Here is a 26,981-nt window from a genome sequence, read left to right as displayed (position 1 = left end):
TAAGTTTACATTTGTGGAGACTAATTAGAAATTAGTACCCTCCGCCCCAGCAGCTGCATCCAACGATAATTAATAAAATAAATAACACAACTAATAAAGCGAAACCTCCACCAAAACCACAAGAACCACCGTAACTCATATTTTCTCCTCCTTTTGGTTTGAAAACTAATAGGTAGTTGATCATTTTAACTGGTTCGTATTATACATTATGTAAATATCCCTTTTTTGAGCATGTCTACATAAAAATAAGTAAAAGCACTCATTTGAGAGTGCTTTAAAATGGATACCAAAAGTCTTCAAATACATGTAACTTTAAATACACTGCAACAATTAAAATAAAAACACCTACAAATAAAGCAATGAAATCCCCGCTTTTCGCTTTATTTGTATAAAACCAAGTTCGTGTATTTTTCTTTCCAAATCCCCTTAAATCCATTGCATTTGAAACTGTATCGATTCTATCTAGTGAATGAATAATTAAAGGCCAGAAAATTAAGACACGGTTTTTCATACGAATCCATAAACTTGCTTCTCCTTTTTCAAAAGCTACTCCTCTCGCCTCTTGCGCATGTTTAATAACTTTATATTCGGACTGAATATCAGGTATATAACGTAATGCAATATTTATTGCATATGTAATCTTATAATGAATTCGAAATTTACTTAAGCTACTCACAAATTCGCTTGGATCAGTCGTATATATAAAAATAAGTGTAAAAGGTAATAACGTAAAATATTTTAATGAAAGTGTAGCTGCATAAAATAATGTTTCATATGTAATGGTTGCATATCCGATATGTAAAAACGAAGTATATGATGTGGTTAATTCAGATCCATGAGTTGGTGTAATAAATAAAATCATTACAGAATTTAATACACTAAATGTAAATATAACAGTAAAAACAATGCAAATTTTACGAAATGGAATTTTTGCAACAAGAAGTCCGATACAGCCAATCATAAATACAATAAGCAATATACGAAAATCAAAAAACAAAAAAGTAAGTGTCATACAAAAAATAAATAACAACACTTTCACTGCTCCATCCATACGATGAAAGTATGTACTATACATGCTCCTCCCTCCTAGTAACCTCAAAATAAAGTTCTATAAACCTTTCAGGGTATGCAATCCCACTAAATTTAACTAACTTGAATAATGAACTTTCCCTAAGTTTCGCTCTTTGTAACGTTTCTGAATGTCCTAATACGATAGACGAGGTATTATTCGCAATAATTTTCCCTTCATGTAAAACGATTGCTCTGTCTGCATATTCTAATGCGAGATTCATATCGTGTGTGATAAAAATAAAAGATATTCCCTTTGCAGCTAGTTTTTTAATAAACGACATAAACTGTTTATAATGATAATAATCTTGTCCCGCTGTCGGTTCATCTAAAATGATAAGTTTCGGATTTGTTGTTAGTACAGATGCAATCGTTACTCTCTTTTTTTGTCCATAACTTAATGCCTGAATTGGCCAATTACGAAATGGATACAAACCACAAATTTTTAATGTTTCTTCCGCTCTAAGCCTAATTTCTTCATTTGAAACCTTTTTTAATTTTAATGAAAATGAAACCTCTTCTATAACAGTAAGTTGCGTAATCATATGATTTGGATTTTGCATCACATAACATATAATCTCTCCACGTTTACGAATAGACCAAGAATTGATATTTACTCCATTAAATAAAATCCTATCATTTTTTGTTTTGTTTATGCCTATAAGACTATGAGCTAATGTTGATTTTCCAGCTCCATTATGACCCAAAAGTGCTACAATTTCCCCTTCTTTTATTGAGAAATTTATATTCTCTAATACTTTTTGTTTATTAGGATAGGAGAACGACAAATTTTCTACTTTTAATAATTCTTTGTTTGTAGGATTCCTTTTACAAAAGACTTGCTTTTCCACCCACTCATTTATTGCGCTACTAACACTTTCTCTTTGAAGATTTTCAAGTGGATATATTCCGGCATTATTACTATCAAAAGGTAATCTCTTTAATCCTTCTATGTACATAGGTTCTCTTAAGCCGATAGATGGCAATATATTTGACGTTAAAATCTCTTCCGGAGTGCCTATCGCAACAATTTCCCCTTCATCCATTAAAATGATTTTATCTAAATCCAGATTTAACATTTCTTCTATTCGATGTTCAATAATTACAATTGTTTTATTATATTGTTTATGTATATCTTTAATAAGTTCTATTGTATGTAAGCTACTTACAGGATCTAAATTCGCTAAAGGTTCATCAAATAATAATATATTGGCATTCGTTGTTAACAACCCTGCTAGAGAAACAGTTTGTTTTTGACCTCCTGATAATTCATGTGGACTTTGTTTATGAAAAGAATGCATCTTTACCTTTTTTAATGAGTCTGAAACAATTTTTTTCATTTCATTTTGATTTACACATTCATTTTCTAAATAAAAAGCTACATCTTCTTCTACTGTAAGACCAATAAATTGAGCATCTTGATCTTGCAAAATTGTTCCTACCTGTTTACTCTGTTCAAAAACACTCCCTTTCCTCGGGTCTTTTCCGGCAATTAAAATATTACCAGTACTAATCCCCCCATAAGAAAAGGGAATTAGCCCATTGATACAATGAGCTAACGTTGACTTCCCTGAACCACTACGTCCAGCGATTAACACTTTTTCCCCAGGATATATATGAAACGTAATGTCTTTTACAGTAGTCTGCGCCGCATGCTCATATTGAAAGCTGAATTGTTCAAAAGAAATAATTGGTTGCATGTTAACATCCCTACTTTTCAATTTTTAAATGTGTATGTTTCTTATTAGATTTAGCTAGACCTATTGTAATTGGCAATCCAAGAACTAGAAATACAATAACATCCGCAATTGTTGCTCCTAATACTTGTATAATAATTTTGTCAAACGGTTCTCCCATCACAATAATATCGAATGCGCCAGCAAATATAATAGCAATGACAATACCAATTAACCCAGTAATGGCTAAATAAGAAATATCCCGCTTATTATACGTCCCGTTTTTCACACTAAAGCTAACTCTTTTTTGAATGAGTCCCATTGCAAATCCGATAATGCCTGAACTAATAACCCACCCCCACCAAATACCCCAACCAGCGATTGTATCTGTTACGGTATGACCGATAAGTCCTATTAAAAGTCCTGCCACTGGACCGAATAACGCTCCAAATACGGTTAAAATAGCTAATGCAGGTTTAATAAATGTATTTGGTGCAATAGAAAATCCCCAAAGTCCTAATATCCCGTATAATGCTGCTCCAATTCCGATTGCTACTACTAACTTTGTTGATAATTTGTTCATTACAATTCCCCTCTCGTATTAGTCAACTTTTATTACTCTATATTTATTTTGAAAATGAATTATGCATTGACACTCCCTTTCTATACAACAAAAAATGACCTCTTACATAAGAGGTCATTTTCTTTCACGTTCAAGAATCCTCTTATCTTCCAAAAAACACATCGTGTCCTCTGCGGAATTAGCACCTTCCTATAAATTTATATAGGGGTTGCTGAGGTTTCATAGGGCCGTTCCCTCCACCTCTCTGGATAAGTATTAATTTGTAATTCGTATTATGGCACTAATAAGTGTAAATTTCAACACTTTTCTAATTATTTTTATTTTTTGTTCAACGGTACATTTAAATCATTGTATTCTTATCGGAATTATGAAATAATGAATTCAAAATAGTTACGGGAGGAATGTACGATGAAAGTAATCGGTTTAATTGGTGGACTAAGTTGGGAATCTACATCGTTATACTATAAACATATTAATACACTTACACTCTCTCAATATGATCAAAATGCAAAGCTTGTTTTATATAGCATGGACTTTGGTGAAGTAACTACTTTATTACAAAATCATCAATACGAAGAAGTGAAAAATGAACTAGTCACAGTTGCAAAAAAGGTTGAAAAATCCGGAGCTGATTGTTTATTAATGTGTTCCAATACGGTCCATTTATTTGCTGAGGAAGTAGAAAATGCAATATCTATTCCACTTCTTCACATTGGTGATGTAAGTGCTAAAAAAATGGTAGAACAGAATATAAAGCGTATCGGACTATTAGGTACGAAACAAACGATGGAACAAGACTTCTATAAATCACGTCTAGCGAATTTTAATATTGAGACAATCATCCCAAATGAAGAGGAGAGAAATTTTATTCATCATGTTATTTTAAATGAATTAAGTAAAGGAATTATTTCAGAAACATCAAAAGAAAAACTATTACAAATTACAAATTCATTAATTCAAAACGGCGCAGAAGGTATACTACTAGGCTGCACTGAAATACCTTTGCTTATTTCTCAAAACGACCTTACTGTACCTGTTTTTGATACCGCTTTTTTACATGCAAATACTGCTGTGCAATTTGCAGGATAATAATATAAAAGCATATAGGTTAATCCTCTATGCTTTTATATTGTCCATACTATTTATTTAGAAGAGATTTTATAACTTCAATTGCTTCTTTAGTACCACCACATTCTATAAAACTATCATTCAGTTTTCGTATACCATGTTTATACTTTTCATTTGAAAGAACCTCTGTTACCGCTTCATTTAAAGTTTGCACATTAACATGTTCTTTCAATAATCGATGTGCTGCTTCAAGTTCAGTTAATCTTTGTGCTATCATTGGCTGGTCTTTATCGTGTGGAATTATAACAAATGGGACATTAAAATAAATGGCATCGTGTACGCTATTCATACCACCATGTGTAATGAAGACATCTGCTTCACTTAATATTTCTGATTGGGGTACGTATGAAGCAATTATAAAATTGTCTGGCGCTTTCTTAATTTTTGAACGATCATTTCTATCACCAATTGCCATTACAACTATTCCATCAAAATCTGAGAAAGTATCAATGCAAGTATTAAAGAATGGTTCGAGTCCTTCAAGTAGTGTCCCCATTGAAATATAAATAACTTTCTTACCTTTAAGTAATTCAAGTGGAAACTCTACATTTGTTTTACGATTTGAAATACTCGGCCCAATAAAAATGTTATTTTCTCCGAACGAATCGCTATTAGGTTGAAAATATCGACTTGTGTACACGAGTGAAATGTCTCCCTTATTATGCATAAATTGAAGATTATTTTTGGGCTTTACTCCAAATTCATGTTCCATTTGACGTAGTAACTTTTCAGAAATTTCATCAGGCTGGAATTGTATTTGTGCATTTGGATGAAAAGGTAAAGTCTCCAAAAATTCTGGAGGAATTAAAAATATAGGAGAAGAAAGTACGCCTGGAATTTGTAAATACTCCTTTACTAACTCTCCAGCGCCAAATATATCATAAATTACGAAATCAAAATGTATGTTTTCACATAATTGTTTCGTAATTTCTAATATATATAAAGAAGTTTGAACATGTACACGAAAGAAAGAATTCAGCCCATCTGGAGTTTCAGAATCAATAGAAATCTCCTTTAATAAATCTGGATGTGTATATACAGTAGCTCCCAAATCTTCAATTCTGCCTTTAAATTGTTCTGTCGTAATATAATGTACGTGATCACCTCGTTCAGTATAGGCTTTGACTAAACGTAATGTAGGATTTACATGTCCCTCTGCTGGAAAATTAACCACTAAAATATTTAGCACTTATTTCTCACTCCTTACATTTCAATTCGCTTATTAAGCATACTGTAATTATTACCGTCAATCTTCACCTAATAGTCCTAATATGCTTGCTACTTTAGGTTGATAAATAATTGTTAGTGATTAAATTAAAAAAGGCATCTACATATGTAGATGCCAAACCGTGATAAGGAGTGTTCTGTGAGGTTAGAATAAGCTTTTCAGCTTGTCCTATGCTATCAATATATGATTTATTTTATAAAATGTGAATAATTGATAGAATGATTTTACCTCTCTATCACCCATTTTGAACCTATTTCTAAATAAGTCGACTCTAGTTTCTATAACATTTCATATATTTTAACCTTCTTGAGAGCCATCTATTTTTGTAGTTTCTCCAGTCAATCGCTTATTTTTTAATTCAAAATAAGCATCTAAAACTTCTTTTCCAATATCAGAGTTAATACCAGATTTATCATTAATAACCCACGGCACAACTACAGAGAATGCTACTTCAGGATTATCATACGGCGCATATCCTGCTAACGTTAAATTATAACATTCTCTTCGCTCACCTTTTTCATTTCTTCCAATATCACTTTCTCCACCGTATACTGTCTGTGCTGTCCCTGTTTTACCTGCTGGCTTATAAGATGCTTTTTGGAACGCCCTTACTCCTGTTCCATCACCTTCTTGGAATACCCTTCTAAATCCTTCTTTTACTTGATTTATATATTCCTCTTTCATATCTATCTTATTTAAAACGATTGGTTCTACTGAATGCACCACTTTACCAATCTCATCTTTTTGCGACGTTTGCTCTCTTACCTCTTGAACAATTTGTGGCTTCATTCGATATCCACCGTTTGCGATTGTTGAAATATACTGTACAAGCTGAAGTGGCGTATAAGTGTCATACTGGCCAATTGAGTAGTCTAGTAAGAAACCAGGTTGATTATCTTTTTTACCAATTTGTCCAGCTGTTTCATTCGGTAAATCAATACCCGTTGGAACACCTAATCCAAATTGCCTGAAATAATACCTCATTTTATCAAAGTACTCCTGTTTAATATTTAATGAACTATTTTTCACATAATCTACGCCTGCAATTTTTAATGCTGTATGAAACATATAAACGTTTGAAGAGACTTGTAACGCTCTTAAATCATCAATATTTCCAAACTCTTTCCAAGACTTTTTTTCCTTAGTTCCTTTAAACTTCATAGGTGCATCATAAAAATAAGTACCTGGTGTTATAGCTTTCGTTTCAAATCCAGTTAAAACTGTCGCACCTTTAACTGTTGATCCAAGCTCATAAGAACTAGTCAATGTGCCTAATGCATAGTCTTCAACTTCTGTTTTTCCGTCTTTTTCTACAAGTCTTTTCCCAGCCATGGATAATACTTGTCCGTTTTTCGGATTCATCATCACAACGAAAGCACGGTCCAACATGGATTCTGACCCTTTATATGCCTTTAATATTTTTTCAATACTTTCTTCTACTTTCTTCTGTAATTCCATATCTATTGTTAAAGTTAAATTCTTACCGCTCTTTCCCTCAGAAACGGTTTCCGTTCTAATTGTATTACCTTGTTTATCTGCAACGCTTCTTACTTCTTTTTTTGTACCATGAAGTACATCTTCATATTGCTGCTCGATATAACTTTTTCCAACCCTATCATTTCGGCTATAATCACGTACCAAGTAGTAATCTAATCGTTCACTTGGTAATCCTTCATCGGAATTAGAAACATTTCCAAGAACAGATCGGAATAATCCATCATTTACATACACTCTCTCCCAATCAACCGATACGTCTACACCTGGGAGATTCGCTAAACCTTCACTAATTATAGTAAATTCCTTTTCACTAACATCTTTTTTAATAATTTGAGGAGCCATTTGATAACCAGAAGTCATCTTACTTTTAATAGCTAACACTTTTATATCTTTCTCCGTTAATTCCTGAAGATTTTTATCTGTAACCCGTTTTCTTTTTAACTCTTCTATTTTTTTATCAAGCTTCTTGCCGCTAATATCCTTTTCTCTAAATGTATCTATTTCTTTTTTCGATACTAGATTTTCAGCCAGTTTCGGATTTAATTGCATCCAAAAATCTTTCTTATCTGTCTCAGTTAACTTAGCTATATCTTCTTGCGGCATTTCAATTATGTCTGCTAGTTGTCTTGCGGTTTTTAATATATCTTCTGATTTTACACCTTTCATCTTTGTGTACGTGATCGTACGCAAAGATGTATTATCAACAACTGGATTCCCTTCTCGATCAAATATTTTTCCACGTGGGACAGATAGGCTCACAGTTGCATTTTCTCTCTTTTCTACTTCATTTTTATAAGTCTCTCCATCGAAAATTTGCACTTTACCTAACTGTATAATCATTGCAGAAAATAATAAAAATACACAAAGAAATAAAATATTTAACCGCGTCGGTATTGCTCTATCACTTTTTTTCTCTTGCTTTTTCACTTTGTCTTAATCTCCTCCTTACAGAATTCCTAATAATAATTGAATCTATATATTAAAAGTAATGCACATTTTCTATACAGTACTTTGCACAAATATTAATATACTGATAAAAACTTAATAGAAATTAAAACAATGGTTAAGAAAAGGTAAAGTTTACTAAATTAAATATAAAAATCCCCAATAACCGAAAGCTTAACTTTTGGTTATTGAGGATTTAGTAATTTAAGAGTTAATAATTGGACGTATTGATTCGAATCTATCATCATAACTTGATAGAGATTTTTCACTCTGCGCTTTCGGCAAGTAAATCGTTACTGTTGTCCCGACTCCAACTTCACTCATAATACTTATATTCCCTTGATGACTTTCAATGATTTTATAACTTAACATTAATCCGATACCAGTACCTTTTTCTTTCGTACTATAAAAAGGCTCACCTAATCTCTTAATTCTATCTTCAGGTATCCCTATTCCTTCATCAATTACATGAATAATGACACCTTCATCGTTTATCTCTTTAATATGAATTGTAATTTTCCCGCCATCTGGCATAGCTTCGATTGAATTTTGCAAAATATTAATAAACACTTGTTTCAATTGATTTTCTGAGCATTCAATGCTTATGTCTTTTGTGTCCGCATATAGTTCCACTTGAATATTCGTCATAATTGCTTTTGTATTCATTAACGATACGACATTATTATAAATTTGATAAATATTTTTTTGTTCTGTATTTATCTCATCTGTTTTAGCAATTGATAAAAACTCTTGAAGAATCGCTTCTATTCTTTCAATTTCAGAAAGCATTAAATCAAAATATTTTTCTTGATCTTCTTTATTAATTTGAAATAGCTGTATAAACCCTTTAATGACAGTTAATGGGTTCCTCACTTCATGAGCCACACCAGCTGCTAATTGACCAATTGCTGCAAGTGTATCTGATTTATTTAGCAATTCTTCTGTCTTTTTCCGTTCTGTAATATCGCGTACAATGATCATAATTTTATCATGTAATAATGGTAAGCATCTAGCTTCAAAGAAATCCATACTCCCATTAATTGTAAGTGGATATTCAACAATTACATTCGTTCCTTTTTCCTTCACTTGATGAATTGCTTCCTGAAACTGCTGTGCTACTGGAGATGGTAATACTTCGAAAAACTTTTTTCCCATAAAAGCTTGTGCCGGTACGTAAAATTTCGAAGGGGATCCTGCTTTATAATCTATAATTGTGCCATCATCTTCTGTTAAGAAACATAAATCTGGTAAAGCCTTAAAAATTAATTCCAATTCAGACGTTTGTTGTTTTAACTGCTCTTCTATCGCTTTTAAATGTGTAATATCTACTCCGACAGCCCAATAGCTATATCCTGTTACAGGAAACTGTTCTGATATATTGGACCACATGATTGTTTTGATTTCACCATTTTTACATGTTAAGTGCATTTCCCAATCCCTGAAATTTTTTCCACAAGTTAAAAATTTCGTTTGTATTTGGTGACGATAATTCTGATCTGGGTACAATAATTGAAGGGCATTTGGATTTCCTATTATTTCTTCAGCGGTATAACCTGTTACAATTTCACACTCCCGATTCCACAAAACAAAATCTCCATTATAATCAAGCGCATCAACCATAACAGGCATGTTTTGTAAAATCGTATGTAGTTCCTCCTCTTTTCGAGAAAGCAACGTTGTATTTTTACTTTGAAATACCTTTTTTGCTCCATCTATAATTAGATTTGAAAGCATTTCAAAGTATTTTTGACAATTGAAAATGTCACTTTTGTTTGACCATACTACAAAAGATCCTAAATGTTGATTGTATAAAAAAATGGGGATTTCAATTTTGGGAAGTTTACATATTTTCATCTCATTTATTCCAAAAGAAAATATACATTCTTTTTCAGCATCAAGAAGTTGATGTGATATGTTGGTTAATTTATAAAACTGTTCTGCCATGGTTTCTATTGTACTCACATCAATAAGTTCCATTAGCCGCGCATTCATTCCTTTTTCACCTCAATATGTAAAATTAATACAAATTCAAAATTTATACTTCTCCATTATACGAAGAATGTGCCTTTAGGTATATAGCTACAGAATAATTATTCGAACAAATATTATTTTTCGATTAAAAACAGAAAAGAATTTGCATGAAAAATGACCCTTCAATACATTTGTACTGTACTCACCCCGCACATAGTTTTTGATATGAGAATCATATACATCACTTTTAGTAGTATAAAAATACAAAATATATAAAGTTCATAAAATTTTCACAATTGATATGAAAAATATAAACATTAATTCCAATATATTCTATATAATGAAAAGTAATAAGGCTTCTATGAATCTCATAGAATACCTTACCCCTAATAAAAAGAAAAAAAGAATCTATTTGGATTCTTTTTTCTTTTTATATTACATTACATATTTATATAAAGCGTGTGCAACACCGTGTTCTTCATTTGATAAGGTTTCGTATTGACACATCGCTTTTATTTCTTCGACTGCGTTCCCCATTGCAATTGATATGTTTGCTTTTTCCATCATGGATACATCATTTAGCCCATCACCTATGGCTACAGTATTTTCAACCGGAATATTCAGATGTTCTGCTAAAGTATATAATCCATTTCCTTTTTGAGCATCTCGATGATTAATTTCTAAGTTATGCCAATATGAAGATGTAATTGCTAAATCAGTATTATGCAGAAACGCTGCTTTTAACTTTTTTAACTTTTCTATGTCATAAGAAAATGGTAAAAGCTTATGCACATGTATATCAGTTTCTACAATTGGTTTACAACTTTCCGCACTATGAAATGCTGTATGTTCGAGATATAATGCTGCAATCGTTTCTAACTCTTTCAAATCAAAATTTTCTTTTGAATTCTTCACATATTCGATCTCATTACGCACACTCTCTACCCCATAATCTGGTACATATACACCTTTATCAGTATAAAGCTGATAATATAAGCCATTCTCTTCAAGATATTCTACAATCTCAAGTGCTTGCATATTTTGAATTGGATATCTCTTCATCATTTTTTTATCTTTATATATAAGTGCACCATTCTCAGCGATAATTGGACACTCTAAATTAACTTCTAACAATAATCGTTCAATGTCGACGATAGAACGTCCTGTACAAATTGCTACAACATGGCCCGCTTCCTGACATTTTCGAATTGCTTCTGCATTCTCTTTACTAATCATTTTATTCCCCGAAAGAAGAGTTCCATCTAAATCAATTGCGATTAATTTCATTATTTCTTCACCACTTTCTATAAATACACGAGTTCATTATAAACAATAGGTATCGTTTTCATACTAATCTCGTGAAGTACTCCTTATTTATAATTTATGAAAAGCGTTTCAGGTCAAGAAATAATTAATAATAAAATCAAAAACTTTTCTTTTTAAAGAAAAGTTTTTGATTTTAAACTATGAACTATAAGTAATATATTTCGTCTCACACATGTACACATTCTTTTCTTCAGTTGGGACGTATATTTTAAACTTTTCTAAACGTTTTCCGTAAATATGAATAGTGACAACGCTTTCATTTTCACCTATTTCAAGAATATGACAATCAGCTGGTGGAATGACTTTATCTGTTTTTCCTTCTCCCAAATAAAGATTTCCTGTATGTGTTAAATAAACAAGTGAATTTTCAAGCTGCTTAGTTTGTATAAAGTTCTGCACCATTATACTTCCTGTAAAAACACCTTCTACTCCCCATGTACCATCATGATCATGTAAAGGTGTAGATTGTCCATCTTTCCATACAAGAGCTAATACTTCAAATCGCTCTAAAGGATCTTCATATAACAAGTGTCGTGCATATTGAGCCGAATTCGCCTTCTGTTTTTCTAGCGGAAGCCATGTTTTCTTTTCTAAAAGTTCTTCTAATAATTTTTCAATCGCACAAACAATTTGATTTTCTAATAAATTACTATCCATTAAATCCGTTACAGCTTTAATAAATGTTTGAAACGTTTTACTTCCATTACACGTTAACATAACCATCCTCCTCTGCTCTTTTTCACACACTTCCATACTAAATAGCCCGCTAAAAATTTACAATTGAGAAATTAAAAACAAGGTACAGTAATTTTGTACCTTGCTGAACGTTTTACCTAGTTTTCAAAAGAATAGGTAAATATTTTAATGTTTGTTCATTTTCCAATATACATTTTTCTAAATTGAACGATGGAGATAACTCTATTTTTTCAAAGACATTTATAAAGGTAGTTAATGCAATTTCAGCTTCTAAACGTGCAAGTGGTGCCCCTAAGCAAAAGTGAGGACCTTTACCAAAGGTTAAATGCTTTTCATTTCCTATTCTGTGTAAATTAAACTCAGAAGCTTGTAAGAATTTTTTCTCATCTACATTTGCTGCACTTACCCATGCAACAATCATTTGATCCTTTTTCATAAAAGGTCCAAATATATTTGTGTCCTCTGTAATCCTCCTAGCTAATGTAACGGGAAAGCGATAGCGTAATACTTCCTCAATCGCTTTTGAAATTAATGTAGGTTCTTTTCTTAACTCTTCATATATTCCAGGTGAATCCACTAAAAAGCAATAAAAGCTATTAATAATTAAATTTGTAGTTGTTTCATTACCTGCCGCTAATAAACCTAAAGAAAAAGTAACTATTTCTTCATCGGTTAATCTTTCGCCTTCATATTCAGCTCGTATTAAATCTGAAATAATATCGTCGGTTAAATGATATCTTTTCTCTTGAACAATTGGAAGCAGGTACGTTTTAAATTCATTTAACGCAATTCCTTTTTCTACATCCAAATCGTTAAATTTCTCTTTACTATACGGCATAAATAAAATATCAGACCATTCTTTAATTTTTTTACGATCCGTTGTTGGCACTCCTAATAAATCGGATATGACGGTAACAGGTAAAGGTACAGCAAACTCTTCAACGATATTAACCTCACTATATTTTCCGATATGTTGTACAAGTTCATTTGCGATAGACTGTATTCGAGGTTTCCATTGTTCTATACTTCTTGGAGTAAATGCTTTAGAAACGATAGAACGTACATTGCGATGTTCTGGTGGATCAGTAGAGTTTATATTTATTCTCGTTTCTAAAGGTGGGATTGCGAATTGTCTTCGTTCCCTTCTACTTGAAAATAAGCGATAATCCGATAAAACTCGATTTACATCATCGTATAAAAAAACATTCCATACATCCTGCTCCTCATCATAATGAACTGGATGATTGTCCCTCATAAATTGATACCACTCATACGGATTCCACAATTCTTCTTTTGTTTTCAGCTTTGAAATTTCATGAACTAAAATCACATTTTCAGGCGAAGCCATAGTTCTTTCCTCCCTTTTCTTTTACAATAAAAGTGATAGGTCGGTAGTTCAAAGTTGTATAATTTAGCATATGTTATTTTAACATATGCTAAAGGGGATTTTTCATTGGAGAACTTGAGAAATATATAAGGGGGATTTTTATGTATGTTGACATTTTATTACTAGCAGAATTAACGACTGGACCAAAACATGGATATGAAATAAAGAAAAATGTTCAAAATCGGTTAGGTGAGAATTTCGAATTAAATCATAATACACTGTATCCCGCTCTTCGGCGCTTCGAAAATATGGGTGCTATAACGAAAAAAATACATAAACAAGTCGGAAAGCCAAACCGAAATATGTACGACATAACTGAAACAGGAGAAGAAATTTTTTATGAAATGTTAAGAGAGTTTCCCGAAAAGATTGCGACAAATAACGCTGAATTCCTTGTGCGTATCGCGCTATTTGAAAAACTTGATTACGAAGCTAGAAAAGAAATTTTAACAATACGCCAAGACGTACTACATAAACAGCTTACTGCCATTCAATCTTTACATGTTAGCTCATCTTTTATTACAGAAGTCATTGAATTTAGTAAATCGCGTATTGAACATGAATTGCTCTGGATTACATCACTTATGAAGAAAATATGAAAAAATAAAAAGAAAAGTTAAAAACAATGAATGAAAATGAGATTTATTATCAATACTATAATTAATAAAAGGGCAACCACGATTTGGCTACCCTTCAAAAATTTTATATTTCTGGATCAAAAGTTTTGCAATCTGTTTCTTCCGTAGTAGATGCATGTTTCCCTTTATGACTTACTACATAAATTGCATCTGCACTACATTTATTGCCGTTAGCCCAAAATTTACAGTTGTTTACTTCACATAAAACGTCTTGTGCCATAGTATCACACCTCCTTGTTCTAATATCATTAACAAAATTCGGAGGTATGATACTCTTTGTTATGCATTTTTTATTACCTTTTTAGCTTTCTTAATGGTTCAATGTCTCCTTGAACAATAGCATCTATATTTTCTGTTATTTTTTCAATGTCAAAATGCCACCATTGAATTTGCAATAATTCTTCTACTATTGTATTTGTAAATCGTTCCTTTATTTTATTTGCAGGGTTTCCACCAACAATTGTATATGGTGCGACGTCTCTAGTCACAACAGATTTAGCTGCAATGATTGCACCATCTCCTATTTTTATTCCGGGCATAATCGTTGTATCCATACCAATCCAAACGTCATTTCCTATAACTGTATCACCTTTGTAAGGTAAATCAGACAAATTAGGTGTATACTTCTCCCACCCATTTCCAAATATATTAAATGGATATGCCGAAAATCCATCCATCCGATGATTCGCTCCGTTCATAATAAAGGTAACTCCATTTGCAATACAACAAAACTTTCCAAGTATAAGGCGATCTCCAAGAAATTCATAATGATGTAATACACGATCTTCAAATGTTTCTCCATCTTTCGCATCATAATATGAATAGTCTCCAATGAGTATATTAGCTTTTGTTATTGTATTTTTTATAAATTGGACATTTTGATTTGCTTCAATAGGGTACTTAACATTTGGATTAGGATTCATTTTGTACAACACTTCCTTTATCACTTATTTCATTTTCTATTGCTATTACTGGCTTCAAATTGTATATCGGTAAAATAAATAATAATCCAATTATAAATAGTAAAGCTGTGCCCTCATACATCGTACTTAATGAAAACATTTCTTTTAACGAACCAGCAATACTCATTGTTACTACCATTGAACCGGTAAATAATGGACTTAAAATGCCATTTACACGACCGATAAAATCAGTATCACTATTTTGAATAATGAGCGTATTAATCCCTATTTGGATACACGGAAGAGCTAACCCACTAAAAAGTTGTGCTGTGAGTGTTACCCATAAATTCGTCGAATAACCTATAATACCAATGCCGATCGCCTGACCGAGCATCCCTACAATTAACATCTTTTGCGGAGCTACGTTTTTCGCAAATACCATCGCTAAAGCTCCGCCAACAATCATACCCGCGCCATTTACTGTTAGTAACCATTGCAAACTCTCTTTTGATAACCCTAACTGCTCAGTTACAATAAATATACCAAGTGGCTGAATTAAACCAATACCGAGTCCTGCTGCCATAAAACAAAGGCCAAGCAAAGTTAATGCTTTTTTCTTTTTCACATATTTAATCCCATCCAGCATCTCCTGTAATAGCGTGATTTCTTTCTTCTCATTATCATTCTCAAGATCTTTCGGTAGAAATAACAACACAGCTGCAGCAAGTAAAAAAGCGATACCTGTTATGATGATTGAAATATAAATTCCAAAACTATGAAAGATAAATGTTCCAAGAATCGGTCCTAATACCATAAAAATCGCAAATATTGTTTGATATATTGACATCGCTAATTGGATTTGTTCTGTTGATAAATGCTGTTTAAACAATTTCATACCTGATGGTTGAGAAAACTGCGAAAGGATTGCAGAAATAAGTGTGACAAAAAACACGATTTTCCATGTTCCAAACATAAGTGTAATTAATACAACGAATACTGATATGGAACTTAACGTTTCACACCATATCATCGTCTTCTTTGGCTTCCACCTATCAGCAAACGTTCCACCAATAAAAGAAAAGATGAAAATTGGAGCAAACTCCGCAACTGAAATCATCGAAATAGCAAAAGCATCACCTTTCGTCATTTCCATTACATACAGTAATACCGCAAAGTTTCGAACCCATATTCCAATTTGTAAAAATAATGCTGATGCAAGAATTCCTTGCACAAACCGATTTTTTAATACTTGTGATACCCCATTGTTTTGTTTCGTTACTACATTTGTCGACATAAAAAAAGCCCCCTATTTCATGTTCTGAACAGGAGGCAGCACAAATCATATAAAAAGACTATATATTCGCAGAGCGAAATACATCCCTTTTCTATAAATGCACAGACTAATCCTATTCAGAAGAATATTTCGTTTTTTAACGAAGATCTCTTACAAATAGAATTAGTTGATCATTGGGATGTTTTCACCCTTCCGTTTCGAATTTAAATAACACATACATACTCTATGTAAATTAATTTCGATGTATGCATGTCTCCTTTTAACTATTCTAGAAATTTAAAGGCAATTCCTCTAAAGAACGCATTAAATAATTACCCTGCCATTTCATTTCTTCACGATTCCCTTTTATTTGTAGTTCAGGCATTCGCTTAAACAAAGTAGTAATAGCAATCTTTGCTTCTAACTTAGCAAGTGGAGCGCCTAAACAGAAATGGCTACCATGGCCAAAGGCAATATGACGATTATTCTCCCGAGTAATATCGAATACTTCTGGGTTTTCAAATACTGCTTCATCACGGTTGGCGGAAGCTAATGCAATGACAACCATATCTCCTTTTTGAATTGTTTGGTCATGGATTTGAAAAGGTTCAGCCGCCCATCTTGAAGTTGTAACCTCAACTGGAGAATAATATCGTAACCCTTCCTCAATAGCTGCATCAATTAATTTGGGATTTTCTTTTAATAACTGTAATTGATTCGGATTTTCAAGAAGCGCTAATACCGTATTTGTAATTAAATTTACCGTTGTTTCGTGTCCCGCCACAATTAGTAACATTATCATTGAATATAGTTCCCTAGCGCTAAGTTTATATCCTTCACTTTCTGCAAGTATTAAAGCACTCACCAAGTCCTCTTTTGGTTCTTGTCTCTTAACATCAACTAAATATTGGAGATATGTAATAAACTCAGATAGTTGCTTTTCGGTTTCTTTTATTTCTTCTGGCGTTTCTGGGTAAGCAATGACAGCATGAGACCAAATTCTAAATTTCGCTTGATCTTCTTTTGGAATGCCGAGCATTTCACTTATTACAATAATCGGTAAAGGGAACGAGTAATCATCAACAAGATTTAATGAACTTTTTCGCTCGACTTCATTTAACAAATCATCTGCAATATCCTCTATTCTTCCTTCCAATTGCGTGATCATCTTCGGTGTAAAGGCTTTTTGTACGAGTGATCGTAAACGATTATGGTTAGGTGGATCTGAATTTAACATGTGCGTCGTTAAATAATCACTATTGTCAACAGTAAGAAAGACATTCAATGTATCTTGAGAAAATACATTGGCCGGATCTTTTTTTAAGCGATTATCTTTTAATAGCGGCAAAGCATCTTCATATCTTGTAATAAGCCACTCTGCACCTAATTCTGTTTTATTCACAAATAAGATAGGTTGCATTTTTCTAGATTCTTTATAAATTTCATACGCATCTTCTTTAAACTGAGCTGAAGCTAAATTAATACCATCCTCTATTCTTAGCCCAACTTTGTTTTTCATTGACATTGTATTCCCTCACTCTCATTTGTTTTTGAAAACTAACCAACATATGCATTATACTCTAATAAAAACGTGAAAATTGTAAATTTTCAATCTAAATCTTACTTCGTATATTGAAAAATAAAAAAGTGAGAGAGTAAAACCCTTGTACTCTCTCACTCTTATTTACGCAAAGCACATGAAATTACTAATTTGTTGATAGCGATAACTTACTTTACGACGACGACCACCTTGCCAAGTGTAACCGGATACTCCGTTTCTTCTCACTTCAGTCGGAAAGAACCATAGGTCTCTTCCGAAAGGTCCTGGACGATGTAAACGTAAATAGCCCCACCTTCCTAGACAGTTACACATCCATGATTTCATATTCCCTGCTTGTGCTGGAGAAGCAAATGTAGATGGTAACGATGGCGCTTGTGACGGTGGTGGTGACGTTGGAGCATCTTCCGCATCATCTGGTCTATAATCTTCTTGTTCCATGTCCCTCACTTCATTTACAGATTCATACCCGTAATTTTGTGGATTATAATACATCCCTTGATCATATGGATAATTTTGCTGGTTATACATATTAACAAATCACCTACTTTTCATTCAGTACCTTTAACATTCATATGTGATAAGCGCTCTATAGGAAGCTTATGTATAGCCTAAGTTCAACAAAAAAATAAAGCTCGTATTTTAAAAATACGAGCTTCTTCATAATCGGAATAGATGTATTATTTTCTTAATTTCACACTATAAAAACGCATTTCATTTAACGAACCTTCAAATTCAAATACTTCTTGTTTAATTAATTCCTTTAAGCGATATTCTAAAAACGTATCGCCAACTAACTGCTCTACATGACCAAGTGCTTCACCAATTACCCTAGGGGCTTTTAGGAATTCTCGATCAGCACCTATACTTTTCGCACATTCAATAATAAATTGATCAAAATAATCTTCTTGTACAGAACGCACTTCATTGTCTGTCCAAACTCTTAAAAATCCCGTACTTTTCGATAGACTATCCCACTCATGTTCAAACTGCATACGTTTCTCTACAGTTAAATATGGCAATTCTACAAAACTTTTTTGAAATAGAGCTAAACTTTCAGGTGCTAACTCTCCAGTTCCACGAATATCATATTCTTTTTTTAATATTTCTTTACTTGCTTCAGACGTATTAATAACGCGAATGTTTTTCTTATCTTTTAATTGCGCCATTACAAAAAATAGGCCTACATGTTCATGTGCGTTATTAGCTTTCCAAATTGTGATAGGTGTTTCAATAGGAATATTGTGTAGTTTTTCCATAGTTTCTAAAAACCTTGGTAAATACTCTTCTTCAAAATAATTATCATAAGCAGTTAAATTGTTTACTAACCATTTCTGTCTTGCAAGTTGTCCCTCATTCATATGTAACTTGTTTATCGGCCCAATTGAAAAGAATTCAGAAAAAGCGACAACCCTCTCTTCCAATTGTTCTTCTTGACTAAGCATATATTTTAAACATCCAGCTGTTGAATCATCAAACGCAATATGTACGTGTGTGCTTTCTTTTACATTTCTTATATATGATGTATTACTCGTTAGTTGCTTAGGAATATCCACCAAATTTTTAATTGCATCTTCACTATAGTTTTCTTCTAATAAATTCAACTGAATAAGAATACTTTGAAGTAAATGTTTTGCTTCATCTTCATACATATCCTCTACAACATTTTTGATTTTATCTATCATACAAATCCCTCTATTCATTTCATAAATAACGTATATTATAGTGTATCATTTTAGTATCATTCTTTTAAAGTTTTTTTAAAGTAAAAGCATTTATTATTCAGATTGCTTAATAACCTTTTGTAAATCTTTTTATTTAAATGTATAATTATATAGAAAATAAAAAATATAGGAGCTATGTTTATGGGGAAAGTATTTACTAATTATAAACATTATCTAAAAAATTGGAGATTTATATTTATTTGTATATTACCTACGATCGCCTTTTTATATACTTTCGATGTCATCTTTGAATTACTAGTTCATCAAGATTTCTATTTATCTAACTTAATTTTTGCTATTATACTATTTTTAATATTTATTAACATCAAAGATATGTTTAAAATTGAAAGTTAAAGAACAGGATAAAAAAAGAGCACCCTGCAATTGGATGCTCTCATGTGATAGAGGTTTTTTCTGAGTATTAAGTAGGAAACGAAGGTCTTGTCCTACAATATAATATATGCTTATACTTATTTTATTGTGCATCTATTACACATCAAATGTATACGTATTGCTAAAAATTCTGCCCATATATTCAATGTACAATTATCATATTTATAAATAAAAAAACATCCCTATGGATGTTTTTTTATTTACCGATTTTTAAGCTTCCATAAACTTAGCCGGTACACCAATTTTTTCAACTACAGAAGATATATTAGTAGGATTAATCATTACATTTTCAATACTAACTAATTTATTTTCTAATAGTCCATTCTCTGTAGTAATAAGTTCTTCAAACCGATCTAAAGTCATCGAGAATTTGTGTTCACTTCCGCCATTCATACAGACTTTTACATACTTCATAGTGTCACCGCCTTTCATAATAATCTATATTTCGATAAGAAGACGCTTACATCCTTTTTATTTACTACTAGATTTCTCACTTTTAAGCCGTGCTAATTCACGTTTATTTATTTTAGAAAAAGCAGCTACTATTTTATGTTCACATTATAATTGCTAGAAAGAACGATAAAGATAAAAATGCACAAAGTGGTATATATAAAATAGTATCCATTTTAGCAAAACGCGTATCTTTTTTTCGCTTAAAGATGCCAAAATAATGAAACTCACCAATTACTCTTATAAAAAAAACAATCATACAAATCCAGGAGCCCAATTGAACAATAGTATTAGGAACTTCGAAATGAACAACATTTGTTTGTTGTAATAAAATCATTGCCGCCATACTTAATAATAAGGCAATGAACATTGTCATTCCTACACCTGGTATAAACGCCTTTTCTCCAGATTTTGTTGGAATGACACTATTTGTCGCCCACTTACCTCCGAAAGCCCAGTAAACATGTAAAAAGCTAACTAAAAATAATATACAGACAGAAATATATGTAATAATAAGCATTTTGTCCTCCCATTATTTTATTTAAGTCCTTAACTTTAAGGGTATGCTATAAATTCCTAATTAGCAATCTATATATAATTACATAAAAAACCCTTCAATGATAAATCATTAAAGGGTTAGTCAAATATCTTATGCATTATACCTATTTCTACGACGTTCCATCCTCGTTTGTCCTTGAGCAGTACCTTCTTTATATGGATCTATTTGCTCTGTCATTTCATATGTTGCAGCTTGAGCTGGTTCTTCGTAATTATGCTCACGTATTTTTTCTGGCGTATTTCGTTTTGATACTTTTCCACCAAACTTAAATAATTTGAGCTTTAATTTCGGTAATCTAGGAAGTGGAATCTTAAATGATAATTTTTTGCGCTTCTTTTTTTGTTGAAATAGATTTATATTTTCTTTATTATCATTTTTCTCTCTGCGGTGAATTAACATCGCAAGTAATCCACCTAATATTAGTCCTCCAACTAACAGTAGAAGATATAAGTAATGACTTTTCATTAAACTCGTCATACGTTCAAGTATAACTAACGACTGTACTTCTTTTATATCCCAAAGTAAAGCGGCCCATAATGAGACTAAACCAAAAGTAAGTCCATATGTACGAAAACGGAATAGACACGGAATTAAAGCGACACATGCGGCAATTTTCGCGTTCGCTATTATTGAACTTATTGAAATATCTTGATGCCAAATGACTAACAGTAGTGTGATAAATGGCGCATACGCTATCCAGCTACAAATACGTGAATATATTTTTTTCGCAAAATAACTACCGAAACTAGTAAAGAATAAAAGGCCCCCAATATATAAAGATTGTTCAAGTGGGATTTGCTTCATAATTCCTGCAACTGGAAAGAGGCCGCTTAATAGCATTAATAACACATCTAATTTCTTCACAATTCCTCATTCCTTTCAAATTTCTTTTAAATCAATTCATATTGCTTTTCCATATGATGTAGATTTTGTATTTCTAAAAAACATCTTAATCCTGTATGTAAATAAAGTAAATACATAAAATAAAAGATACATGACAAAGGATATCCTTATTTACATGAAAAAATGACAAATCCTGATCGATATAACGAGCAGGATTTGTCTACTATTATTTAGAGTAGAATAATTGAATCTTTCTTTTCTATTTTCATTATATCTACATCCAGTTCATCATCAAATTCTTTAAACTCTCTTGCGTCTATATCAGTCATATAGCCCTTTACTACTTTCGCCATATGCATGGAATACGGCATGTGTACATCCTTTTCTAACATCATACTTGAATTACAGCACATGTAATGTATCATTTTGGCGATATAATTCCTTTCTACAGATTTTACACCTAAAGGTAAAATTTCAAGTATGTATTGCTGCAATGTTTCACTATCATTCAAAGAATATTCACCAGTGCTATAATACATCCCTTTTTGATCTGTATATAAACTTGTGCCATCCGGAACATCATCATGTTCTATCACACCGTATTTTGGTGTATCAAAAGCTGTATTTATTCTTATAATATTTAAGTTTGGAACCTTTAGCATATCAGGAACAATCTCAGGGAAAGTATCTATATCAATTTTTTTATTTTGTAACTCTTTTATCCAATGTTTTCTTAAATGCGCATCTATAATGAAATACACTTGTTCATTTTGTTCTTTTGCACGTTGTAAAATTCCCTTTAATGTTTCAAAAACAAATTGTTTAAATTGAATTCCCATATCATTTCTTTTTGAAGGCTGCGGTAAAAAGGTATTATGTTTATTTACATTTAATAATAAGCAATCAATCGTTTGCCACTCCGTATTCCCATATAATTTATATGAAATTTCTTTTCCTTTTATTTGTGAAATAATAGGTAAGAAATCAAATTTCGAGATTCGTTCAATTGATAAATTAACATATGTACAAGGTAAATTTATTTTATTCCAACTACGTTTCAAAAATCCTTTTTGTTCTAATAAACTAAGAATACAATTTATTATTGTTTTACGGGTTACACTTTGGCCTATAAATAAATTAATAAATGCTGAAATACGGTTTGTTCGTGCAAACCCTTCTCTAACAATTTGCTTTGGATCAATTTTTTCACGCCCATCACAATTTTTCATTGCAATTAACGCCAATGTCGCATCATTACGCTCACCTGCAGTAGCATAAACTGCTTTCATAACATCCTCTACTAAATTTGTTTTGTATTTCTGGCAATATTGCATTTTATATGGATTTTGCAATACTTTTTCAATATTACATCTTACTATTTTTAACAATACTGGAAAATCCGCATTTAATACATATAACAACTCACCGATTTGAGCTAACACAATTTCACTTTCAAATAACGCTTGTTCAACTTCCAACGATATTTTTTCAGACCATATTTCTAACGTAATAGTCTCTAATCCTTTTGGTGCAATTAAAGGGAATAATTCATTTTCATTATTTGTTGCTACCTTTTTACATTCTGGTAGTAATGTGAAATAAGAGAATTTTTGCTGAAACCCTTTAAATAGATACTCTCTTTCCTTTACTTTTATACCAGGTTTTATTTTAGTACCTTGAACTTTATATATTCTCTCATTGTATGGAAGTAACACCCTAATATTTGTTCCTAGCATATAATCTTTCGGATATTGAAGAATATGCTCTAATTCAACTTCTCCACCTATACGAAAATCATCTTTTAAATTTCTAAATATCTTAATCCATTTTATGCCATTTGTAGCCTGTTGTACTTTTAGTTTTACAAATCGTAATTTTGTATTATTCGATGAAAATTCTGGAGTAGAAACCAATATCATGCCCCGTTTTCGTCTTAATAGCAAAGGAATATCTGGATGATTATATTCTTGATAAAACCTCCGAATTCCTATTGAAACATTTAATAATGGAATATTCTCGCCACCGCGCGTTATACATTCGAACCGATATACATAGGCGAAATAATCTTGTGTTTTTTCATCTTTAATAGGCTCTGACATTGCCTCACAAATATTTTGTGATCTAAGAGGCGAAAAATATTTATCTTCTTCGTTGATATTCTCTAATCGTACAGGTTGTTCACAAAAAATATTTGAAATTAAAGCGGGCACCCACTTAGAATATATTTCATTATCATGTAGTACTGTTAAGTTAGAAATTAAATCGTAATGCCATTCATATTTTGGCAATTCTATTAATTTATTAGGTTTCCAATCATGAATCACCTCATACCAACTTTGGAAAATATAATCGAGTTGTTCTTTTCTAATAGGTTCTTTGGATACAATCCATGGTGTATTTTCATTTAATACATATGGATTATGCTGAATAAACAATATATCAGAAAACATATCATATAATCTTTCATTCAATCGTTTCAACTTACTCGTTAATAAAAATGTCTTATAATGTATCTCTACAATATCGAGCCATTCAATAGGAAAATATAGAAATGATACGCTTTCGTTTAAAAGAGGTTCTACTATATTTTTAAATGTTAACAACTTTAATTTTTCCATAAAATGATTACTTCCTTTCTTCGTTTTTCTTGATCACAAAAAGCTAGAAAATCATCACTTAATCTAATCGATTTATACCAAGTATTTAAAAGAAAAGTATAAAGATTCCTCCGAATAATAAATTATTAAAAAGACTGATTTAAAAATTAAAAGTAATTATCATATACGACACCTCCAATATCATTACTTTAATACATTCAAATTATACAATATTATTAACGTAATTATTTATTTTTTACAATAATTTTACAATAAAACTAAAAAAGAACACCTTAAATCGGTGCCCTTCTTGCAAATAACAACATTTATGTAATTGAACATACAGATAAGACTAATCCCCCTAATGTAATTGCACTTAGTAATCCAAATACAAATCCAGTTATGCAAATACAATCAGCAAGACAAATGGAAGACTGCGATAATGGAACAAATGACCTACTTGTACTTGATCCATATTGTTTTATTTTCTCATAATTCATATCTAACATTAATTGTAGACATGCTATACCTTCCTCAATAGAATGAAGAGATTCTTTTTCTAATCGATCCAATAATTTACTATTAAAAGTAATTGGAAGAGGATACCGTTTATCTAATTTCATATTTTGATAAATTAATTGTAAACGAGATAATATATTATTTTTCTTTTTTTCACAGGTTACTGTGTGTTTCATTTTATTAAATTCATTTAATAACAGTGTCAATTCATCTCTGTTTCCGTATAAATCCCTTGCTATTTTTCTCTTTAGTTTGTACGAATGGATAATAGATTTAAGTTCAATCATTTTAATACACTTCCTAATAAAATTTTACTTACCACAATATTTTAAAAATAAACAGTACTTTTAAATCTTATTTAAAATACACTCAAGTATCTTCTTTTACTATCGATTAACATTACATTAACCTTACATAGTTGTAATAATTTCTTTCGCTACCCACTAACTAGAAGCAACAGATTACTTATTTGATGGTAAAAATATAAAAAAGCAATGATTAGGTTCTAAATCTAGTCATTGCTTTTTCGATTTTATCTTGATTTACAACTAAAAATCTAAATATCATTCTTTCACTTGAATACTACATGTGTTTTGATTAAATTCTTTAATAAAAATTATATAATGCTTCACTAATGGATTCCTTTTTTCTCTTATCAATATTCATATGTTACAATAGTACCAGTTGTATCGGTAGTACCATTAAAACCACTAAAACAATTTGAACAACTACCACAGCCACCACAACCTCCGCAGCCGCCACAACCAAAACAACCGAAGCAACCAATACAACGGAATCCACCACAGCGAAATCCACCACAGCGACCTGCACAACCTCCACAACGACCACCACAACCTCCACAACCTCCACAGCGACGAACAGCATCTTCAATATAATAATATGGATATTGGTTTTGCTGGTCCCAATACACAATATTTCCAGACTGGTAATCATTAAGGCTTAACGCTTGTAGTTCTTGTTGAAACTTATTCATTTTCATGACCTCCGTTTATAAACTTCAACCTTTTCAATACTTTCCTATATTTCTGTTCGTTAAATCTAAGTAGAAATAGCGCTATAAACTAAGTTCAATACGTACCCCTACAAAATATGACCTATCACTAGATGATGCACCTTGTTCATACACCTATTTTTAGGTTATTTTTTCCATGGGCTCATTTTTATAAATTGAAAAAAGACGCACTTAGATTAATGCGTCTTTTTCGATACTTCTTTTGTGAAATTATATTCATAAGTATTATCCATACCTGTGAATAGCAATACCTCTACTCATTATCCTATTACATCTTCTACTTCTGTATTCACTGGCCACTTTTCTAAAGTATAAGCCATTTCCCAAAATGAATATTCATATTGACTGCTAATAATGAAATGCTGTTTCATTCGCTTACGATCAGACTCTGTTACGTTTTCAGCGATAGTATCTAATCTTGTAATTTGCTCTTCAACTAGCGTACGGAACCAATCAGATCCATAAGCAGAAATCCATTCGTTATAAATTGGCTCTTCTGGCTGACACTCTTTTAAACGCTCACCAATTTCATAATACAACCAATAGCAAGGTAAAATTGCTGCAATGATATCGCCTAAATGTCCTTCATATGCAGCACGATACATATGTGAAGTATAAGCGTATGCAGTTGGAGCAGGGATAAAATTATCTTTTTCTTCTTGTGTTATCCCTAGTTTCTTCGCAAAATTCTCATGTAAAGATAATTCCGCCTCGTATGTATTTTGAGCATGGTGTGCCATACGAGCTGTCGTTTCTAATTCCAGTGCTTTTGCAGCTCCTAAAGTTTGTACTCTAGCAAAGTGACTCAAATAATATGAATCTTGAAGCACATAATAGCGAAAACTAGCTAAATCTAAAGTTCCTTCACCAAGTTGTTTTACAAAAGGGTGATGAAAACTAGCTTCCCAAATTGAATCTACTTCTTGACGTAATGATTGTGAAAATTTCATTTAAATCCCTCCAATAAAGTATAAAATTTAAGTATTT

General features: G+C 31.8%; 26 protein-coding genes and 1 riboswitch. Of the genes, 3 read left to right on the top strand and 23 right to left on the bottom strand.

Annotation, left to right across the window (positions count from 1 at the left end):
* Positions 1 to 31: 31 nt before the first annotated feature.
* From J0835_RS12720 to J0835_RS12705, 4 genes are all read right to left on the bottom strand, one after another.
* Positions 32 to 139, bottom strand: a complete 108-nt coding sequence (locus J0835_RS12720; RefSeq protein WP_000120182.1) for a YjcZ family sporulation protein — start codon at positions 137 to 139, stop codon at positions 32 to 34.
* A gap of 135 nt (positions 140 to 274) precedes the next feature.
* Positions 275 to 1,075 (bottom strand): energy-coupling factor transporter transmembrane component T family protein, encoded by an 801-nt coding sequence (locus J0835_RS12715; protein ID WP_087980545.1) that lies wholly within the window; start codon positions 1,073 to 1,075, stop codon positions 275 to 277.
* Entirely contained in the window at positions 1,068 to 2,768 is a 1,701-nt protein-coding gene (locus J0835_RS12710; protein WP_087980544.1) for an ABC transporter ATP-binding protein, read from the bottom strand. The genes J0835_RS12715 and J0835_RS12710 overlap by 8 nt, the downstream gene beginning before the upstream one ends.
* Before the next feature lie 10 nt (positions 2,769 to 2,778).
* Positions 2,779 to 3,327, bottom strand: a complete 549-nt coding sequence (locus J0835_RS12705) for an ECF-type riboflavin transporter substrate-binding protein (RefSeq protein ID WP_087980543.1) — start codon at positions 3,325 to 3,327, stop codon at positions 2,779 to 2,781.
* 139 nt (positions 3,328 to 3,466) lie between these two features.
* A riboswitch (SAM riboswitch) is annotated at positions 3,467 to 3,582 on the bottom strand.
* 153 nt (positions 3,583 to 3,735) lie between these two features.
* Here J0835_RS12705 and J0835_RS12700 point away from each other — a divergent pair.
* Positions 3,736 to 4,416 (top strand): aspartate/glutamate racemase family protein, encoded by a 681-nt coding sequence (locus tag J0835_RS12700; RefSeq protein ID WP_087980542.1) that lies wholly within the window; start codon positions 3,736 to 3,738, stop codon positions 4,414 to 4,416.
* Between the two features lie 49 nt (positions 4,417 to 4,465).
* On the opposite strand, the gene J0835_RS12695 is transcribed toward J0835_RS12700, so the two are convergent.
* From J0835_RS12695 to J0835_RS12670, 6 genes are all read right to left on the bottom strand, one after another.
* Positions 4,466 to 5,644, bottom strand: a complete 1,179-nt coding sequence (locus J0835_RS12695; RefSeq protein WP_087980541.1) for a macrolide family glycosyltransferase — start codon at positions 5,642 to 5,644, stop codon at positions 4,466 to 4,468.
* A 336-nt stretch (positions 5,645 to 5,980) separates the two neighbouring features.
* Positions 5,981 to 8,107, bottom strand: coding sequence for a peptidoglycan D,D-transpeptidase FtsI family protein (locus J0835_RS12690; protein ID WP_087980540.1), 2,127 nt, complete (start codon positions 8,105 to 8,107; stop codon positions 5,981 to 5,983).
* A 222-nt stretch (positions 8,108 to 8,329) separates the two neighbouring features.
* Complete coding sequence (locus J0835_RS12685) at positions 8,330 to 10,117, bottom strand: PAS domain-containing sensor histidine kinase (protein WP_140386768.1); 1,788 nt, start codon at positions 10,115 to 10,117, stop codon at positions 8,330 to 8,332.
* 414 nt (positions 10,118 to 10,531) lie between these two features.
* Entirely contained in the window at positions 10,532 to 11,383 is an 852-nt protein-coding gene (locus J0835_RS12680) for a Cof-type HAD-IIB family hydrolase (RefSeq protein ID WP_087980539.1), read from the bottom strand.
* Positions 11,384 to 11,560: 177 nt separating this feature from the next.
* A complete protein-coding gene (locus J0835_RS12675; protein ID WP_087980538.1) occupies positions 11,561 to 12,139 on the bottom strand; it encodes a cysteine dioxygenase family protein in 579 nt (192 codons plus the stop codon).
* Positions 12,140 to 12,251: 112 nt separating this feature from the next.
* Positions 12,252 to 13,466 carry a cytochrome P450 gene (locus J0835_RS12670; RefSeq protein ID WP_087980537.1) on the bottom strand — a complete coding sequence of 405 codons (1,215 nt, stop codon included), beginning with the start codon at positions 13,464 to 13,466 and terminating at the stop codon, positions 12,252 to 12,254.
* A 140-nt stretch (positions 13,467 to 13,606) separates the two neighbouring features.
* Between J0835_RS12670 and J0835_RS12665 the strand changes: the two genes are divergently transcribed.
* Positions 13,607 to 14,104 carry a PadR family transcriptional regulator gene (locus tag J0835_RS12665; RefSeq protein WP_076537946.1) on the top strand — a complete coding sequence of 166 codons (498 nt, stop codon included), beginning with the start codon at positions 13,607 to 13,609 and terminating at the stop codon, positions 14,102 to 14,104.
* Positions 14,105 to 14,207: 103 nt separating this feature from the next.
* Here the strand turns inward: J0835_RS12665 and J0835_RS12660 are convergent, their stop codons facing one another.
* From J0835_RS12660 to J0835_RS12635, 6 genes are all read right to left on the bottom strand, one after another.
* Positions 14,208 to 14,363 (bottom strand): DUF1540 domain-containing protein, encoded by a 156-nt coding sequence (locus J0835_RS12660; protein ID WP_071746091.1) that lies wholly within the window; start codon positions 14,361 to 14,363, stop codon positions 14,208 to 14,210.
* A gap of 73 nt (positions 14,364 to 14,436) precedes the next feature.
* The gene (locus J0835_RS12655) at positions 14,437 to 15,066 is read right to left on the bottom strand and encodes a Vat family streptogramin A O-acetyltransferase (protein ID WP_087980536.1); all 630 of its coding nucleotides are present in this window, start codon (positions 15,064 to 15,066) and stop codon (positions 14,437 to 14,439) included.
* Entirely contained in the window at positions 15,056 to 16,339 is a 1,284-nt protein-coding gene (locus J0835_RS12650) for an MFS transporter (protein ID WP_061675034.1), read from the bottom strand. Before J0835_RS12650 ends, J0835_RS12655 begins: the two co-directional genes overlap by 11 nt.
* A 268-nt stretch (positions 16,340 to 16,607) precedes the next feature.
* Positions 16,608 to 17,843, bottom strand: coding sequence for a cytochrome P450 (cypA, locus tag J0835_RS12645; protein WP_087980535.1), 1,236 nt, complete (start codon positions 17,841 to 17,843; stop codon positions 16,608 to 16,610).
* A gap of 159 nt (positions 17,844 to 18,002) precedes the next feature.
* On the bottom strand, positions 18,003 to 18,407 hold the full coding sequence (locus J0835_RS12640) for a hypothetical protein (RefSeq protein WP_000282702.1): 405 nt from the start codon (positions 18,405 to 18,407) through the stop codon (positions 18,003 to 18,005).
* Positions 18,408 to 18,556: 149 nt separating this feature from the next.
* Complete coding sequence (locus J0835_RS12635) at positions 18,557 to 19,561, bottom strand: DUF1835 domain-containing protein (RefSeq protein WP_087980534.1); 1,005 nt, start codon at positions 19,559 to 19,561, stop codon at positions 18,557 to 18,559.
* A 180-nt stretch (positions 19,562 to 19,741) separates the two neighbouring features.
* Here J0835_RS12635 and J0835_RS12630 point away from each other — a divergent pair, with 180 nt between their 5' ends.
* Complete coding sequence (locus J0835_RS12630; RefSeq protein WP_087980533.1) at positions 19,742 to 19,954, top strand: hypothetical protein; 213 nt, start codon at positions 19,742 to 19,744, stop codon at positions 19,952 to 19,954.
* A gap of 249 nt (positions 19,955 to 20,203) precedes the next feature.
* On the opposite strand, the gene J0835_RS12625 is transcribed toward J0835_RS12630, so the two are convergent.
* From J0835_RS12625 to tenA, 7 genes are all read right to left on the bottom strand, one after another.
* The gene (locus J0835_RS12625) at positions 20,204 to 20,407 is read right to left on the bottom strand and encodes a hypothetical protein (protein WP_000878362.1); all 204 of its coding nucleotides are present in this window, start codon (positions 20,405 to 20,407) and stop codon (positions 20,204 to 20,206) included.
* Between the two features lie 139 nt (positions 20,408 to 20,546).
* Positions 20,547 to 20,963, bottom strand: coding sequence for a DUF3995 domain-containing protein (locus tag J0835_RS12620; protein WP_087980532.1), 417 nt, complete (start codon positions 20,961 to 20,963; stop codon positions 20,547 to 20,549).
* A 129-nt stretch (positions 20,964 to 21,092) separates the two neighbouring features.
* Complete coding sequence (locus J0835_RS12615) at positions 21,093 to 21,866, bottom strand: DUF3959 family protein (protein ID WP_140386767.1); 774 nt, start codon at positions 21,864 to 21,866, stop codon at positions 21,093 to 21,095.
* A gap of 209 nt (positions 21,867 to 22,075) precedes the next feature.
* Complete coding sequence (locus tag J0835_RS12610; RefSeq protein ID WP_087980531.1) at positions 22,076 to 24,463, bottom strand: RNaseH domain-containing protein; 2,388 nt, start codon at positions 24,461 to 24,463, stop codon at positions 22,076 to 22,078.
* 305 nt (positions 24,464 to 24,768) lie between these two features.
* Complete coding sequence (locus J0835_RS12605) at positions 24,769 to 25,248, bottom strand: homoserine dehydrogenase (RefSeq protein ID WP_176373339.1); 480 nt, start codon at positions 25,246 to 25,248, stop codon at positions 24,769 to 24,771.
* A gap of 368 nt (positions 25,249 to 25,616) precedes the next feature.
* Positions 25,617 to 25,955, bottom strand: coding sequence for a heterocycloanthracin/sonorensin family bacteriocin (locus J0835_RS12600; RefSeq protein ID WP_087980529.1), 339 nt, complete (start codon positions 25,953 to 25,955; stop codon positions 25,617 to 25,619).
* Between the two features lie 299 nt (positions 25,956 to 26,254).
* Complete coding sequence (gene tenA / locus J0835_RS12595) at positions 26,255 to 26,944, bottom strand: thiaminase II (protein ID WP_087980528.1); 690 nt, start codon at positions 26,942 to 26,944, stop codon at positions 26,255 to 26,257.
* Between the last annotated feature and the right edge of the window lie 37 nt (positions 26,945 to 26,981).

Source organism: Bacillus cereus group sp. Sample62 (assembly GCF_036851315.1).
GTDB lineage: Bacteria > Bacillota > Bacilli > Bacillales > Bacillaceae_G > Bacillus_A > Bacillus_A wiedmannii.
Note: the sequence above shows the minus strand (reverse complement) of the source record. Positions and strands in the feature narration are given on the sequence as shown.

Excerpts from the sequence above, each read along its gene's own strand:
- J0835_RS12720 (WP_000120182.1), bottom strand. The coding sequence starts at position 139 with ATGAGTTACGGTGGTTCTTGTGGTTTTGGTGGAGGTTTCGCTTTATTA.
- J0835_RS12715 (WP_087980545.1), bottom strand. The coding sequence starts at position 1,075 with ATGTATAGTACATACTTTCATCGTATGGATGGAGCAGTGAAAGTGTTG.
- J0835_RS12710 (WP_087980544.1), bottom strand. The coding sequence starts at position 2,768 with ATGCAACCAATTATTTCTTTTGAACAATTCAGCTTTCAATATGAGCAT.
- J0835_RS12705 (WP_087980543.1), bottom strand. The coding sequence starts at position 3,327 with ATGAACAAATTATCAACAAAGTTAGTAGTAGCAATCGGAATTGGAGCA.
- J0835_RS12700 (WP_087980542.1), top strand. The coding sequence starts at position 3,736 with ATGAAAGTAATCGGTTTAATTGGTGGACTAAGTTGGGAATCTACATCG.
- J0835_RS12685 (WP_140386768.1), bottom strand. The coding sequence starts at position 10,117 with ATGAATGCGCGGCTAATGGAACTTATTGATGTGAGTACAATAGAAACC.
- J0835_RS12680 (WP_087980539.1), bottom strand. The coding sequence starts at position 11,383 with ATGAAATTAATCGCAATTGATTTAGATGGAACTCTTCTTTCGGGGAAT.
- J0835_RS12675 (WP_087980538.1), bottom strand. The coding sequence starts at position 12,139 with ATGTTAACGTGTAATGGAAGTAAAACGTTTCAAACATTTATTAAAGCT.
- J0835_RS12670 (WP_087980537.1), bottom strand. The coding sequence starts at position 13,466 with ATGGCTTCGCCTGAAAATGTGATTTTAGTTCATGAAATTTCAAAGCTG.
- J0835_RS12665 (WP_076537946.1), top strand. The coding sequence starts at position 13,607 with ATGTATGTTGACATTTTATTACTAGCAGAATTAACGACTGGACCAAAA.
- J0835_RS12660 (WP_071746091.1), bottom strand. The coding sequence starts at position 14,363 with ATGGCACAAGACGTTTTATGTGAAGTAAACAACTGTAAATTTTGGGCT.
- J0835_RS12655 (WP_087980536.1), bottom strand. The coding sequence starts at position 15,066 with ATGAATCCTAATCCAAATGTTAAGTACCCTATTGAAGCAAATCAAAAT.
- J0835_RS12650 (WP_061675034.1), bottom strand. The coding sequence starts at position 16,339 with ATGTCGACAAATGTAGTAACGAAACAAAACAATGGGGTATCACAAGTA.
- cypA (WP_087980535.1), bottom strand. The coding sequence starts at position 17,843 with ATGTCAATGAAAAACAAAGTTGGGCTAAGAATAGAGGATGGTATTAAT.
- J0835_RS12640 (WP_000282702.1), bottom strand. The coding sequence starts at position 18,407 with ATGTATAACCAGCAAAATTATCCATATGATCAAGGGATGTATTATAAT.
- J0835_RS12635 (WP_087980534.1), bottom strand. The coding sequence starts at position 19,561 with ATGATAGATAAAATCAAAAATGTTGTAGAGGATATGTATGAAGATGAA.
- J0835_RS12630 (WP_087980533.1), top strand. The coding sequence starts at position 19,742 with ATGGGGAAAGTATTTACTAATTATAAACATTATCTAAAAAATTGGAGA.
- J0835_RS12625 (WP_000878362.1), bottom strand. The coding sequence starts at position 20,407 with ATGAAGTATGTAAAAGTCTGTATGAATGGCGGAAGTGAACACAAATTC.
- J0835_RS12620 (WP_087980532.1), bottom strand. The coding sequence starts at position 20,963 with ATGCTTATTATTACATATATTTCTGTCTGTATATTATTTTTAGTTAGC.
- J0835_RS12610 (WP_087980531.1), bottom strand. The coding sequence starts at position 24,463 with ATGGAAAAATTAAAGTTGTTAACATTTAAAAATATAGTAGAACCTCTT.
- J0835_RS12605 (WP_176373339.1), bottom strand. The coding sequence starts at position 25,248 with ATGATTGAACTTAAATCTATTATCCATTCGTACAAACTAAAGAGAAAA.
- J0835_RS12600 (WP_087980529.1), bottom strand. The coding sequence starts at position 25,955 with ATGAATAAGTTTCAACAAGAACTACAAGCGTTAAGCCTTAATGATTAC.
- tenA (WP_087980528.1), bottom strand. The coding sequence starts at position 26,944 with ATGAAATTTTCACAATCATTACGTCAAGAAGTAGATTCAATTTGGGAA.